Annotated in this window: 15 protein-coding genes and 1 pseudogene; 9 read left to right on the forward strand and 7 right to left on the reverse strand. The window is 64.4% G+C overall.

The features are described 5' to 3' along the window. Positions 1–98: 98 nt before the first annotated feature. A complete protein-coding gene (locus FNL14_RS15380) occupies positions 99–704 on the forward strand; it encodes a TetR/AcrR family transcriptional regulator (protein WP_142061568.1) in 606 nt (201 codons plus the stop codon). Positions 705–803: 99 nt separating this feature from the next. Further along, positions 804–1,415 (forward strand): hypothetical protein, encoded by a 612-nt coding sequence (locus FNL14_RS15385; RefSeq protein WP_091415335.1) that lies wholly within the window; start codon positions 804–806, stop codon positions 1,413–1,415. Positions 1,416–1,433: 18 nt separating this feature from the next. On the opposite strand, the gene FNL14_RS15390 is transcribed toward FNL14_RS15385, so the two are convergent. Together FNL14_RS15390 and dapD are read right to left on the reverse strand one after the other, a co-directional pair. Next, positions 1,434–2,291, reverse strand: a complete 858-nt coding sequence (locus FNL14_RS15390; RefSeq protein WP_142061571.1) for a hypothetical protein — start codon at positions 2,289–2,291, stop codon at positions 1,434–1,436. A gap of 7 nt (positions 2,292–2,298) precedes the next feature. After that, positions 2,299–3,327 carry a 2,3,4,5-tetrahydropyridine-2,6-dicarboxylate N-succinyltransferase gene (gene dapD, locus FNL14_RS15395; RefSeq protein WP_142061574.1) on the reverse strand — a complete coding sequence of 343 codons (1,029 nt, stop codon included), beginning with the start codon at positions 3,325–3,327 and terminating at the stop codon, positions 2,299–2,301. 50 nt (positions 3,328–3,377) lie between these two features. Between dapD and dapE the strand changes: the two genes are divergently transcribed. Further along, positions 3,378–4,514, forward strand: coding sequence for a succinyl-diaminopimelate desuccinylase (gene dapE / locus FNL14_RS15400; RefSeq protein ID WP_142061577.1), 1,137 nt, complete (start codon positions 3,378–3,380; stop codon positions 4,512–4,514). A gap of 112 nt (positions 4,515–4,626) precedes the next feature. Here dapE and FNL14_RS15405 read toward each other — a convergent pair whose 3' ends face one another. From FNL14_RS15405 to FNL14_RS15420, 4 genes are all read right to left on the reverse strand, one after another. Beyond that, on the reverse strand, positions 4,627–5,466 hold the full coding sequence (locus FNL14_RS15405) for an amino acid ABC transporter permease (RefSeq protein WP_142061580.1): 840 nt from the start codon (positions 5,464–5,466) through the stop codon (positions 4,627–4,629). Next, entirely contained in the window at positions 5,463–6,113 is a 651-nt protein-coding gene (locus FNL14_RS15410; RefSeq protein WP_091415348.1) for an amino acid ABC transporter permease, read from the reverse strand. The genes FNL14_RS15405 and FNL14_RS15410 overlap by 4 nt, the downstream gene beginning before the upstream one ends. An 84-nt stretch (positions 6,114–6,197) precedes the next feature. Next, positions 6,198–7,085 carry a glutamate ABC transporter substrate-binding protein gene (locus FNL14_RS15415; protein ID WP_142061583.1) on the reverse strand — a complete coding sequence of 296 codons (888 nt, stop codon included), beginning with the start codon at positions 7,083–7,085 and terminating at the stop codon, positions 6,198–6,200. A 70-nt stretch (positions 7,086–7,155) separates the two neighbouring features. After that, positions 7,156–7,911 carry an amino acid ABC transporter ATP-binding protein gene (locus FNL14_RS15420; protein WP_142061586.1) on the reverse strand — a complete coding sequence of 252 codons (756 nt, stop codon included), beginning with the start codon at positions 7,909–7,911 and terminating at the stop codon, positions 7,156–7,158. A 104-nt stretch (positions 7,912–8,015) separates the two neighbouring features. On the opposite strand from FNL14_RS15420, the gene FNL14_RS15425 reads away from it, so the two are divergent. The 4 genes from FNL14_RS15425 (at position 8,016) to FNL14_RS15440 (ending at position 10,973) form a co-directional block, all read left to right on the forward strand. Continuing rightward, positions 8,016–8,798: a TIGR00730 family Rossman fold protein gene (locus FNL14_RS15425; protein WP_142061588.1), complete on the forward strand. Its 783-nt coding sequence runs from the start codon at positions 8,016–8,018 to the stop codon at positions 8,796–8,798. A 31-nt stretch (positions 8,799–8,829) separates the two neighbouring features. Beyond that, positions 8,830–9,327 (forward strand): DivIVA domain-containing protein, encoded by a 498-nt coding sequence (locus FNL14_RS15430; RefSeq protein ID WP_142061591.1) that lies wholly within the window; start codon positions 8,830–8,832, stop codon positions 9,325–9,327. Further along, positions 9,324–10,571 (forward strand): hypothetical protein, encoded by a 1,248-nt coding sequence (locus FNL14_RS15435; protein ID WP_142061594.1) that lies wholly within the window; start codon positions 9,324–9,326, stop codon positions 10,569–10,571. The genes FNL14_RS15430 and FNL14_RS15435 overlap by 4 nt, the downstream gene beginning before the upstream one ends. Before the next feature lie 234 nt (positions 10,572–10,805). Further along, the gene (locus FNL14_RS15440; protein WP_083435355.1) at positions 10,806–10,973 is read left to right on the forward strand and encodes a DUF3117 domain-containing protein; all 168 of its coding nucleotides are present in this window, start codon (positions 10,806–10,808) and stop codon (positions 10,971–10,973) included. Between the two features lie 45 nt (positions 10,974–11,018). Here the strand turns inward: FNL14_RS15440 and FNL14_RS15445 are convergent, their stop codons facing one another. Then, complete coding sequence (locus FNL14_RS15445; RefSeq protein ID WP_142061596.1) at positions 11,019–11,651, reverse strand: O-methyltransferase; 633 nt, start codon at positions 11,649–11,651, stop codon at positions 11,019–11,021. A gap of 230 nt (positions 11,652–11,881) precedes the next feature. Here FNL14_RS15445 and sigE point away from each other — a divergent pair, with 230 nt between their 5' ends. Together sigE and FNL14_RS15455 are read left to right on the forward strand one after the other, a co-directional pair. Continuing rightward, a complete protein-coding gene (gene sigE / locus FNL14_RS15450; RefSeq protein ID WP_142061599.1) occupies positions 11,882–12,496 on the forward strand; it encodes an RNA polymerase sigma factor SigE in 615 nt (204 codons plus the stop codon). A 7-nt stretch (positions 12,497–12,503) separates the two neighbouring features. Continuing rightward, positions 12,504–12,807: pseudogene (locus FNL14_RS15455) on the forward strand (anti-sigma factor); the annotation flags it as partial.

Raw genomic sequence — 12,807 nt, forward strand, 5'->3', positions numbered from 1 at the left:
GCGCCGGTCGGGGCCAATTTCCGGGCAGGATGACGGTGCTTTACGGGCCAACCGGCTGACAGGCCTGTGACGAGGCACAAGTGTGCTAAATAGGAGAAGTGCCTAAAATCGTTCATGCCGGAGCCCGGCGCCAGGAAGTGGTGGAAGCAGTTTGGCGGATCATCGCCGTCGACGGACTGGAAAGGGCTTCGCTGCGGGAAGTGGCAGACGAGGCCGGGCTCGCGGTCGGCTCCGTTCGGCACTACTTTGCCGGTAGCGATGAACTGCTGGCCTACTCCTTCGCGACCGTGATTGACAGCATTGTGGCCAGGCTGGAGGCCGCATTGCCCGGAGTTCAGGACCACCCGGGCGCAAGCGCCGAAGGACGTGCCGCTGTTTTAACACTGCTGGGCGAACTCCTGCCATTGGATGAACAACGGGCAGTGGAGGCGTGCGTGTGGATGGCATTCCGCAACGCCGCCAGGATCAAGCCTTTTCTTGCCGCGGAGGCGGACCGGAGCCACCGCGAGGTGGCCGCCGTGATGGGCCGCGTGATCACTGCGTTGCTGCCCGGGGAATCCCAGGAAGTATTGGTGGTGGAGGCGGAAAGACTCCTTGCCACGCTGGATGGCCTCTGCATGCATGCCCTCCTGCAGCCCGGCTGGATGACTGCCCGCATGTGCACCGATGTCCTGGAGCGGCACCTTGACGGGTTGGCGCCGTGAATTTCATTAACCTCGGCAACTCAGGGGAATAGACTGATAGCCGGGGGCGCAACACCGGATCACCAGACCCGGCAGGAGCGCGCCAGGGAAGGACCTCGGATGCAGCAAAAGACCGGTTCCGGGTGGCAGATCACCACCGACACGTCCGGACCGATGATGATCGCCCTGTATATCCGCGATGCCGCCGGACTCGACGGCGCGGGCCACCCGGCGCTTTCCCATGCAGCTCCCAAGATCCGTCATGCCGACCATTCCCACCTGACGGCCGACGTCGGGGGCTTCAACGGCCTCAAGACAGAATGGGAGGCATGGTGGGAACAGTTGCTGAAGGCGCATCCGCAGACGTCGCCGGAACTTTCCCCGCCGGAATTCGAGGCTTTCGGCAATTCGCCCGCCCTGCAGCGGGTACTGCAGGCGCACTTCGGCTCGGCCCTGACCTGGGCGCGGGAACGCAGGAGCGAGTATGCCGAGCTTGAAGCTGAAAGGGCCGCCAACGGTGCAGACCAGTTGCTGGAGGACATGGTGGATGACCGGCTGATGGAAGTGGGCCGCAACGCCCGCGACTTCAAGCTGACCATCATTGAACTGCCGTTGAACGAACAGCGGGCCTGGTACCTGGAGCCGGACAAAATCATTATGAGCCACCAGTTGATGGGCCAGCCGGAGCTGTTCCGCAGCTACGTCCAGCCTGTGGTGGAAATCCTCGTCTAGTAAAAGGCCGGACGGGCCTTAGGCCCCCGTGCCTGCCGGCGAGACCGTAATCCGCACCTCGCCGTCCGGGACTGCCGACTCCCGCCAGCCGTCACGCTCGTCGCGCTCCCAGGTCCGCCCGGCAACTTCCACCTGTGTGACCTCGAGGGTCTTGGCATTGGCTACGGCCCATTGCGCCACGGACCATGCCTGGCTGCAGTCAGCCTCCACCACCAGGGTTTGGCCGTCAACCGCGGAAGCAGAGAGTCCGTAAGCCTGGGAAAGCTGGTCAGAAACGGCCTGCGGATCTCCCGCGGCACCTGCCGAACGGAGGGTGCATCGAATCGCTTCGGGGGTCTGGCCGGACAGCCCGGAGGCAAAAAAGCGCCCCATCTGCTCGTGCTGGGCGTAGGCGGTGGGAAATGCCGATCGCTGCACCCGTTGCGCAGCTTCGGTGATCTCCATCGACTCGTAGCCGGGGATCTTTACCAGTGCGTCGTAAAAGGCGTTCGTCGCGTAAATGGGATCCATGATCTGCTCTTCGCTTCCCCAGCCCTGGGAAGGCCGCTGCTGGAACAGCCCCCGGGAATCCGGGCCCGCCTGATCGCCGTGTTCGATGTTGCGGAGCTTGGACTCCTGCATGGCGGTAGCCAAGGCTATGGTGGCCGCCCGGGGCGGGAGGCCGCGCTGGACTGCAACAGCGGTGATCAGGGAAGCGTTGACAGCCTGGTCCGGAGCCAGTTCCGCCGTCTTGCCGTTGACGACGGCGGTACAGCGCTCCGAAACGAGGGTCTCGGAGCGCTGCACAAAAAACACCGCTGCATAGACGCCGCCGGCCACGAGTGCGAGGGCAAGCAGCAGCACCAGCAGGCGGCGCAGGCCGCGTCTTCGTGCCATGAAGGGATCAGTTGGCGTGCAGGGCGTCGTTCAGTTCCACGGTCTGGCCGGCACGGGGGAGTACCTCCACGGCGCCCGTGGTGGAGTTGCGGCGGAAGAGCAGGTTGGGGACACCGGAGAGTTCGGCAGCCTTGACGATCTTGGTGGTGTCCTCGCCCACTTCGTCCTTGGGGCCGGGCACGCGCACTCGGGTCCCCGCCGTCACGTAGAGGCCGGCTTCCACCACCGAATCATCACCGATGCTGATGCCCACGCCGGAGTTGGCCCCGAGCAGGACCCGCTCGCCGATGGTGATCTTTTCCTTGCCCCCACCGGACAGGGTGCCCATGATGGACGCGCCGCCGCCGACGTCGCTGCCGTCACCGGTGACCACGCCGGCGGAAATCCGGCCCTCAACCATGGAGGTGCCCAGGGTGCCGGCGTTGAAGTTGACGAAGCCTTCATGCATCACCGTGGTGCCCTCGGCCAGGTGCGCACCCAGGCGGACGCGGTCGGCGTCGGCAATCCTGACGCCGGTGGGCACAACGTAGTCCACCATGCGCGGGAATTTGTCGATGCCGTAAACGGTCACGGCGCCCCGGCGGCGCAGCCGCGCCCGGGTCAGTTCGAAGCCGTCCACAGCGGCGGGACCGAAGTTGGTCCAGACAACGTTGGGCAGCTTGCCGAAGATGCCATCCAGGTTGATGGTGTTCGGGCGGACCATCCGGTGCGAGAGCAGGTGCAGGCGCAGGTAGGCGTCAGCGGTATCGGCCGGGGCCTCATCGAGGTTGATCTGGACGAAGACCACCTTCTGCTCGGTGCCACGGTCCTCATCTGTACCGGCGTCGGCGATCCGGGTGAGTGCCTCATCCGCGTTTTCCACTGCCCGCAGGTGTTCGGCAGCGACGCCCAGCGAGGGTGCGGGGAACCAGACGTCCAGGACGGTGGCATCACCATTGGCAACGGCAATGGTGGCCACACCGAAGCCGTAGGCGGAGCGTTCTTCAGTGGGGGCAGTCTGGGTTTCGGGCACGGCGGAGGAAGCAGTCTCAGTCATTGCCCCAGTCTATCGACGGGCGGGGACCTGCTCCGAACTAGACTGGCTTCGTGACTGCCGAAACCGCTCCGGAATCTTCCATCCTTCCCCTCGACCTCCGCCAGGACGTTGCGCTCCTGACGGCCGCGATCATGGACATCAACAGTGTGTCCGGCAACGAAACGGAACTGGCTGACGCCGTCGAAGCCGCTCTGCGCGCCATCCCGCAACTGCACATTGTGCGGGACGGGGACGCCATCATTGCCCGGACCGAGCTGGGAAACGGCGAACGCGTCATCCTGGCAGGACACCTGGACACCGTTCCGTTGCCCCTGGCCGAGGGGTCCCTGGGGACGGTTCCGTCCAGCTGGGAGTCCGGGATCCCCGGCGTTGGTGTCCTGTACGGGCGCGGCGCCACCGACATGAAGGGCGGCGTGGCCGTACAGCTCGCGCTGGCTGCCAGGATGTTCGACGGCGGGACCGCACCGAAGCGTGACGTCACCTTCGTTTTTTACGACCACGAGGAAGTGGAGGCCGTCAAGAGCGGCCTGGGCAGGCTGGTCCGGAACCACGGCGATCTGCTCGACGGCGACTTCGCCATCCTGCTCGAACCCACTGACGGCACGGTGGAGGGCGGCTGCAACGGCACCAGCAGGTTCGAGGCAACAACGGTGGGGGAGTCCGCCCATTCCGCCCGGGCCTGGATGGGCAGCAACGCCATCCACGCTGCGGCGCCGATCCTGGCCCGGCTGGCTGCCTACGAACCCCTGACAGTGAACGTGGACGGCCTGGAGTACCGAGAGAGCCTGAACGCCGTAAGAATCAACGGCGGAACCGCCGGAAACGTGATTCCGGACCGGTGCGTGGTGGAGATCAACTACCGGTTTGCCCCCGATAAAACGCCGGACCAGGCCGAATTAGTGGTGCGGCAACTCCTTGACGGTTTTGACGTGGTCCGCACTGACGCCGCCGCCGGGGCACGGCCCGGGCTCCAGCACCCCGCCGCCGCTTCCTTTGTCGCCGCCGTGGGTGCCGAGCCCAAGCCCAAATACGGCTGGACCGACGTCGCGCGTTTCAGCGAGCTGGGAATCCCGGCGGTGAACTTCGGGCCGGGGGACGCCCTGCTGGCGCACAAAGACAACGAACACGTGGATGCGGATGCGATCCGGAAGTGTCTGCAGGCGCTGGAGGACTGGCTGGCTGGCTGACACTTACGGGCCGTGGTCCCCGCTGCCCTAGACAGCAGGGTGCCTTAAACAGCAGTGGCCCGGACTGCGTTCCCCAACAGGGGCGCGGTCCGGGCCATTGTTGTTTGACCTGTCAGGGAACGGGAGCTTCGGCCTTTTCGGGTTCGGCCTTGGCCACACCGCCGGCTGCCTTCTTCGAACCCCTGCGCTCAATCATGACCGCAATCCGGGATACGAGGATGTTGATGGCGATGTAGATTGCCGCGGCCACAAAGAAGATGGGGAACAGGAACTGGGTTCCCAGGAAGTCCGCCATCACCTGTACGGCACGCAGGAGCTCGCCGTACGCCACGATGTAGCCCAGGGACGTGTCCTTGAGGAGCACCACCATCTGCGCCACCAGCGAAGGCATCATGCGACGTATTGCCTGCGGCAGTTCGATCAGCATGCGGGACTTGAAGCTGGTCAGGCCAATGGCCAGGCCCGCTTCGCGCTGCCCCTTGGGCAATGACTGGATGCCAGCGCGGATGATCTCCGCGAAGACTGCCGAGTTGTAGAGGATCAGGCCGGTCACGACGGCGACGAACGCCGAGGTGCCAAAACCCAGCAGGACGAACAGCATCATCAGGACAACGGGCATGCCGCGGAGGAACTCCAGCACCACCCGGATGGGAATCCGGATGAACGCCACATCCGAGATGCGCAGCAGGCAGAGCGCCAGTCCCAGCGGGAAGGCGATGACAGCGGCCAGTGCGGCGGCGCTGAGCGTGGCACCCAGGCCGTTGCCCAGCAGCGTCCAGACATCGCCGCGGGTGAAGATCTGCCACCGGCGGCCCTCAAGAATCCCCTGCTGGGCGAAGGTCATGATGATCCAGGCGAGCAAGCCCAGGATCAGCAGCGAACCGACAATTGAACCGATCAGGGAGATCCGGCGGGCTTTAGGGCCGGGAACGTCGTAGAGTACCGAGCTCATCGGGCAATCGCCACCTTTCGTTCCACCGTACTGGCCAGGATGCCCAGCGGAACGGTGAGGAGCAGATAGAAGAAGGCTACGCCGAGCAGGACGGGGATCACGGCGTCACCGTTGGCGTTGGCCAGTTGCCGGCCGTAGCCGAACAGTTCAAGGACAAAGAAGGCGCCGGCAACTGAGGAGTTTTTCACCAGGGCGATCAGGATATTGATCAGCGGCGGGATCACCGTCCGCAATGCCTGCGGAAGGATGATGAGGTTCAGGACCTGCCCGAAGTTCATGCCGATACTCCGGGCGGCCTCGGCCTGGCCCACCGGGACGCTGTTGACACCTGAGCGGACAGCTTCGGCGATGAACGCTGCGGTGTAGGTACTGAGGGCGATAATTGCGGCTATTTCGAACTGCTCGAACTTCACTCCGAGCCGGGGGAGGACGATGGCTGCGAAGAAGAAAGCGATGGTCAGCGGAGTGTTCCGGAGAACTTCCACATAGACGGTGCTGAAGCCGCGGAGCGCTGCCACGGGGGAAACCCGGGCTGCCGCGAGCAGGGTCCCGAGCACCAGCGCGATGACCCCGGAAACTACGGAGAGGAAAAGCGTGCGGAGAAAACCGTTCCAGTACAAGGGCAGGTTTTCAAGAATGACGTCCATTGGATCCTTTGGCTGTGGGCGTGGACGGGTGTGAAGGCCGTGGTTGCCGGGGCCTCTATCCGGCCCCGGCAACCACTGCGTTACTTAGTAACGGTTGATTTCGGGCAGTTCAGGGGCAGTCTTGATGACTGAACCTGCGGTTGCTTCCCAGGCCTTCTTGTAGGAGCCGTCCTTCTCGAATGCCTCCAGCTGGTCGTTGATCCAGTTGCGGAACTCGGTATCGTCCTTCTTCAGGCCGATGCCGTAGGGCTCCTTGGTGAAGGTCTCGTCCGAGGCGAGCTTGAAGGCGTCCGGTTCCTTGTCCACGAAGCCGGCGAGGATCACGTTGTCCGTGGTGACAGCTTCAACCTGCTTGTTGCGCAGGGGCTCCAGGCAGGCGGAGTAGGTGGCTGCGGGAACAAGCTCAGCTCCGTACTTGTCCACGATGGTTGCGGCCGGGGTGGAACCGGTGACGGAGCAGACCTTCTTGCCCTTGACGTCTTCGGGCTTCTTGATGGAGTCGTTGTCCTTGTTCACCATCAGTGCCTGGCCGGCCTCGTAGTACGGTCCGGCGAAGCTGACAACCTGCTTGCGCTTGTCATTGATGGTGTACGTTGCGATGACCAGGTCAACCTTGCCCTGCTCAATAAACGGTTCGCGGTTGGCGGACACCGTTTCGGACCACTCGATCTTGTCTGCCGGGATGCCCAGCTTGGCGGCGATCAGCTTGCCCATTTCAACGTCGAAGCCCACAGGCTTGCCGTCCAGGCCAACCTGGCCGAAGAGCGGCTGGTCATACTTGGTGCCGATCTTGATGGTGCCGGCGGAGGAGAGTTTTTCCATGGTGGTGCCGGCAGCGAACGTGGGCTTCGCCACCGGGCTGGGGTTGCTGGAGGATCCGGCGTCACCACCGCCGCAGGCGCTGAGGGACAGTGCGAGGGCAGCGGTAGCCGCCACAACAAATGACTTCCGCCGGGTCAAAAATGCCTTCATGACATTCCTTTCATTGGTGGCCGTGGGTCACGGCCTGGGTGCGAACTGGGAGTGTTTGTTCGTAGGTGTTTCAGTGCGTCAGGAGCTTGGAGAGGAAATCCTTGGCACGCTCGCTCTTGGTATTGGTGAAGAACTCTTCAGGCGTGGCGTCCTCAACGATCTGGCCGTCGGCCATAAAGACCACGCGGTCTGCGGCCTTGCGGGCGAAGCCCATTTCGTGGGTGACCACGATCATGGTCATGCCCTCCTTGGCGAGCTGGACCATGACATCCAGGACCTCGTTGATCATTTCGGGGTCCAGCGCCGAGGTGGGTTCGTCGAACAGCATGACCTTGGGCTTCATGGCCAGGGCGCGGGCAATGGCGACGCGCTGCTGCTGGCCACCGGACAGCTGCGCGGGCAGCTTCGGAGCCTGGTGGCCGACGCCCACGCGTTCAAGCAGCGCCATGGCGTCCTTGTCCGCGGCGGCCTTCGCAACACCCTTGACCTTGATGGGGCCGAGCGTGACGTTTTCGAGGATGGTTTTGTGCGCGAAGAGATTGAACGACTGGAAGACCATTCCGACGTCGGCGCGGAGCTGGGCGAGTTCCTTGCCTTCCTCGGGGAGGACCTTTCCGTCGATGCTGATGGTGCCGCCTTCGATGGTTTCAAGACGGTTGATGGCGCGGCACAAGGTGGACTTACCGGAGCCCGAAGGCCCGATGACCACAACAACCTCGCCCTTGCGGACCTGCAGATTGATGTCCTTCAAAACGTGCAGCTGGCCGTAATGCTTGTTTACGGCGTTCAGGGAGACGAGGGCATCGCCGGGCACATGAGTAGTCATAGGAAGAATCTAGCGAACAACGGCACCTTATGACGGGAATCACCCCAGGTTCCTGCGGATCGTGATTCAAGAGATACCTCCCACCGGCAGGTTAGCCTAGGGGAATGAGCATCAGTGCAGATCCGGCCAAAAACATCCAGCCGCGCCGTAAGGGGCCCCTTGAGCTTCGCCGCAAGCAGGCGGCGGTGGAAATGTCCGACCAGCATCTGCTTGATACCAAGGGGCCCGGGCAGTTTGTGCACACCGATCCGTGGCGCGTCATGAGGATCCAAAGCGAGTTCGTGGAGGGTTTCGGAGCCTTGGCAGACCTCGGCCCGGCCGTGAGCGTCTTCGGATCCGCCCGGACAAAACCCGGCAGCCACTATTACGAGATGGGCGTGGAGGTGGGCCGGAAGCTGGCCGAAGCCGGTGTCGCCGTTATCACCGGGGGCGGACCTGGTTCGATGGAAGCGGCCAACCGCGGCACCGTTGAAGGCAACGGGGTGTCCGTGGGACTGGGCATCGAGCTTCCGTTCGAGCAGGGGCTGAACCAGTGGGTGGACCTGGGCATCAACTTCCGGTACTTTTTCGCCCGCAAGACCATGTTCGTGAAATATGCCCAGGGATTCATCGTCCTGCCCGGCGGCCTTGGCACCCTGGACGAACTGTTTGAAGCCATGGTCCTGGTGCAGACGCGCAAGGTGACCTCGTTCCCCATCGTGCTGCTTGGCGTGGACTTCTGGGGTCCCATGATTGAGTGGATCAAGGGAACCCTGGTGGCAGAAGGCATGGTCTCGGCAAAGGACCTGGACCTGATCCAGGTGGTGGATGATCCGGCTGAAGCAGTGAACCGCGTGCTGGGCGTGGGAATTACCCCTTCACTGAACGGCGAACAGCGGCCGGAGTAACCACAGCCGCCAGGTCTGGCACGATGGGGTTGTGAGCTTTTTCCTGGTCTTCCTTGCCGTGCTGCTGATCGGCGCCGTCATCTGGACAAGCGTGGGGGGCCGGGCTCGAAAGCAGGGCGGCCGCCAGCTGCCGGCCGTTCTGGTTGGCGGCCTGGAGGAGCCGCCGGCCAACTTGCCGCCGGTCCTTCTGCCCGCCAATGCCGCGCCCCAGGACGTGGACAGCGTCCGTTTCTCCCTGGGCCTGCGGGGCTACCGGATGGACCAGGTGGACCAGGTGCTTGACGAACTGCGGGACCAGCTGGCGGCCAGCCGGAATGAAGTGGAAACGTTGAAGGCGCGGCTGGCGGAGGTAGACCGACAGATCCCCGCCGCGGGGACCGGGACGCTGGAGGCCTTGCCGCGAGCAGCAGGCCCTGGAGCACCCGAGTCCGGCACTCCTGTTACCGGCACACGTGAACCCGCTGCAGGGCAGCCGTCAGCAGGGCAGCCGTCAGCAGGGCAGCCGGCCGCAGGGGAGGGCCAAGCTTGAGTACTGCCACCGGCCGCCAAACGGGACTCTCGGCGTCGGTCCACTCGTTGGCGCTCCGCTACCGCGCGGCCGTCCGGCGCTGGCCCTGGTGGCTGCAGGTCACTGCCATCTATGTCATGGCCCGGCTCGTCAGTGCCGGCATCTTTATGGCAGCGGCCCTGCATCAGGGACCCAACCCCTGGTTTGCACCGAAGCCTGACTACTGGAATTTCATCAACATCTGGGACGCGCGGTGGTACGCCAGGGTCATCGAGGGCGGCTACCCCGCCACCCTTCCCGTGGACGCCGCAGGCAACGTGCAGGAGAACACTTGGGCGTTTTATCCCCTGTACCCGTCCCTGGCCGGCGGGCTGGGCAGCCTCACGGGGTTGAGCCCCGCCGCCTCGCTGACCGTTATCGCGATGTTGTCCGGCCTGGGCGCCGCGCTGGTGGTCTACATGCTGTTCCGGCATCTGGCGTCCCACGGGACGTCATTGTGGGGGGTGGCCTTCTTCGCCACGTTCCCTGTGTCAGCCGTGCTCCAGGTCCCCTACGGCGAGCCGCTGTCGCTGCTGCTGCTCGCCGGTGCTCTGCTGCTGGTGATCCGGCGGGAGTACCTGTGGGCCATCCCGGTGGTGGTACTGCTGTGCCTTTCCCGCCCGCTGGGAGTTCCCTTCGCTGCGGCGCTGGGCATCCTGTTGATCTTCCGCCTTGTCCAGCGCCTCCGGCACAGCGAAACGGCAGGGCATACAACGCCGGACCTCGTGGCCCTCACCACCCTGACCGCGGCGGCAGGCGCCTCGGCGCTGGCCTGGCCCGCCGCTGCCTGGGCTGCCACCGGGGACATCCAGGCCTATACCAAGACCGAAACCGTGTGGCGGGGCCACGACCTGGTTCCTTTCAAGCCTTGGTTCGATACCGGAGTGGACCTCTTCGGTCCCGTGCTGGGCATCCTGGCGCCGTTCGTTTTTGTTGCCCTCTTCGCCGCCATGCTGTACCTGCCCCCGGTGGTCCGTCTCGGCGTCGAACTCCGGCTGTGGTGCGCCTGCTACATGGGGTACCTGGTCACGTTCCTCCACCCGCAGACCAGTACTTTCCGGATGCTGCTTCCGCTTTTTCCCTTGGCGCTGGGGGCCGCGTTGCTGTCCCGGTCCAAGGCTTACCGGGGGACCGTTGTGGTGATGTTCGTGCTGCTGCAGATCGTGTGGATCGTGTGGCTGTGGGCCTGGGCCCAACTGCCGGGCGGAGGCGATTATCCGCCGTAGGATTTTCGACTTCTTTGCAGGTCAGGGTGCAAATTGCGCCCTGCCGGAAATGTCCATCGATTAGCTACGCGCGGGTAATTCCGCGATAATGGTAGGTAAGCAAGGACAAAAAGCATTTCAGAATACGCGCGGCCCTGGCGGTGTCCACCCACTCCGTCATGGCAGCTTGATCTACATGCGGACACAGCCCGCCCGGGCTGATCAGTCCTGGGACTAAATGGAGGGGAATTCCTCATGGCGGCTATGAAACCACGCACCGGCGACGGCCCAATGGAAGTCACCAAGGAGGGCCGCAGCCTGATCATGCGCGTCCCGCTCGAAGGCGGCGGGCGCCTGGTGGTCGAACTGAATGCTGCCGAAGCGGCCAACCTTAGGGAATGCCTGGTCGGCGTTACGGAATAATCATGCGGACAGGATCCGCAGCCTCGAAAGGCTGCGGATCCTGTCTTATTTTTTGACTGCTACCAGCAGGCCGTCGCCGGTGGGAAGCATGGCTGAAGCCAGCCGGTCGTCGTCGCGGATGCTTTTGCCCACCTGGCGCAGGACCACTGTGGTTGCTTCGCGGCCGGCAGGATTGGCCACCTTGTCCTTGTCCAGGGCGTCGTTGATGACCAGCAGCCCGGCGGGCTTCAGGAGCCGGATGGCCTGCTCCACGTAGCCGGGCAGGCCGGGTTTGTCTGCGTCGATGAAAACGAGGTCGTACGCGCTGTCCGTGAGCCGCGGCAGCACGTCGCCCGCGCGTCCGGAGATGGTGCGCGTCCGGTTGGCCGGACTGCCTGCCTCGGAAAAGGCTTCGCGGGCGGCCTTGAGGTGTTCGACGTCAACATCGATGGTGGTCAGGACAGCCTGCGGACCGAGGCCCCGGAGCAGGCAGACGCCCGAAACCCCGGCTCCGGTTCCAATTTCGACGGCGGTCTGGGCTTTGGAGGCCGCTGCCAGTACGGTGAGGACGGCTCCCACGCCGGGCCCGATGGGGGTCACGCCGAGTTCGAAGGAGCGCTCCCGGGCCCGAAGCATGACCTCATCCTCAGCGGGCAGATCTTCTGCATAGGACCAGCTGGTGGACTTGTCGGCGCTCATGGATGTTCGCTTTCTGGGCGGCAGGGGGGAGTATCCTCTACAGCCTACTGTGTCCGGTGCCGGCAACCGGGAAGGCGGGCTGTTGCGCCCACGGCTGAAGTTTTCCGGCAGTCAGGAAATTCCCAGCGAAGTTTGAAATGATTATTATCCGCTCATCCATAGGGTGGTCGGCGCCGAATCAGAGATGTCAACAGTATCCGGGCGTTAGCATTCCACGAGGGGAGTGGACGATGTCATCATCAGTTGTGGCACCTGTCCCTGCAGCACATCATGCCGAGGCTGAGTGGGTCCGTCCCACTTGGGAGGAAGTGGTGACCAACCACTCCGCCAAGGTGTACCGGCTGGCCTACCGCCTGACCGGAAACAAGTTCGACGCCGAAGACCTCACCCAGGAGGTTTTTGTCCGCGTCTTCCGCTCGCTGGAGAACTTCAAGCCCGGAACGCTGGACGGCTGGCTGCACCGCATCACCACCAACCTCTTCCTGGACCAGGCGCGCCGGAAAACCCGCATCCGCTTCGATGCCCTGGCCGAGGACGCCGAGTCGAGGATCCCCGGGCGTGAGCCGGGCCCGGAACAGAGCTTTGAGCTGAACAACCTCGACCTCGACGTCCAGGCGGCGCTTGAGGAACTCCCGCCGGACTTCCGTGCCGCCGTGGTGCTCTGCGACCTTGAAGGCTTGTCCTATGACGAGGTGGCGGAAGCCCTGGGCGTCAAGCTCGGTACAGTCCGCTCGCGGATCCACCGCGGCAGGACCATGCTCCGCGAGAAGCTCGCCCACCGCGATCCCCGTCCGCAGCAGTCCCGGCCCAAGCTGTCGCTGCCGCGCATCGCCGGCATCCTCTGAACGGCGCATGAGGCCCCAGTTTCCGCTCGGCCGCAGGCATCAGCGCACCGCCAGCCACATCCAGTCATGCCACGAATGCGCCTCCGTCCTGCGCCGGGAACGCCAGTACCTGGAGCGGCTGCGGGAAGCCCCCATACCGCCGGCAAGCGATGACCTGACCGCCCGGCTCCTCGCAAGGACCCAGGAGTTGGCGGCGCAGCCCCCGCTTCCCCACACCCACCGCCAGGCCCCCCGGGCAGCCGTCCGTATCCTGGCGATGTCTGCCGGCGGAACAGTGGCGGCGGCCGGCGTCCTCGCGGCCGGTGCCTTTG

This window comes from Pseudarthrobacter sp. B4EP4b, from assembly GCF_006680095.1.
In the GTDB taxonomy this organism is placed as follows: domain Bacteria; phylum Actinomycetota; class Actinomycetes; order Actinomycetales; family Micrococcaceae; genus Arthrobacter.

Excerpts from the sequence above, each read along its gene's own strand:
- FNL14_RS15385 (WP_091415335.1), top strand. The coding sequence starts at position 804 with ATGCAGCAAAAGACCGGTTCCGGGTGGCAGATCACCACCGACACGTCC.
- dapD (WP_142061574.1), bottom strand. The coding sequence starts at position 3,327 with ATGACTGAGACTGCTTCCTCCGCCGTGCCCGAAACCCAGACTGCCCCC.
- FNL14_RS15445 (WP_142061596.1), bottom strand. The coding sequence starts at position 11,651 with ATGAGCGCCGACAAGTCCACCAGCTGGTCCTATGCAGAAGATCTGCCC.
- FNL14_RS15420 (WP_142061586.1), bottom strand. The coding sequence starts at position 7,911 with ATGACTACTCATGTGCCCGGCGATGCCCTCGTCTCCCTGAACGCCGTA.
- FNL14_RS15425 (WP_142061588.1), top strand. The coding sequence starts at position 8,016 with ATGAGCATCAGTGCAGATCCGGCCAAAAACATCCAGCCGCGCCGTAAG.
- FNL14_RS15390 (WP_142061571.1), bottom strand. The coding sequence starts at position 2,291 with ATGGCACGAAGACGCGGCCTGCGCCGCCTGCTGGTGCTGCTGCTTGCC.
- sigE (WP_142061599.1), top strand. The coding sequence starts at position 11,882 with ATGTCATCATCAGTTGTGGCACCTGTCCCTGCAGCACATCATGCCGAG.
- FNL14_RS15440 (WP_083435355.1), top strand. The coding sequence starts at position 10,806 with ATGGCGGCTATGAAACCACGCACCGGCGACGGCCCAATGGAAGTCACC.
- FNL14_RS15415 (WP_142061583.1), bottom strand. The coding sequence starts at position 7,085 with ATGAAGGCATTTTTGACCCGGCGGAAGTCATTTGTTGTGGCGGCTACC.
- FNL14_RS15410 (WP_091415348.1), bottom strand. The coding sequence starts at position 6,113 with ATGGACGTCATTCTTGAAAACCTGCCCTTGTACTGGAACGGTTTTCTC.
- FNL14_RS15405 (WP_142061580.1), bottom strand. The coding sequence starts at position 5,466 with ATGAGCTCGGTACTCTACGACGTTCCCGGCCCTAAAGCCCGCCGGATC.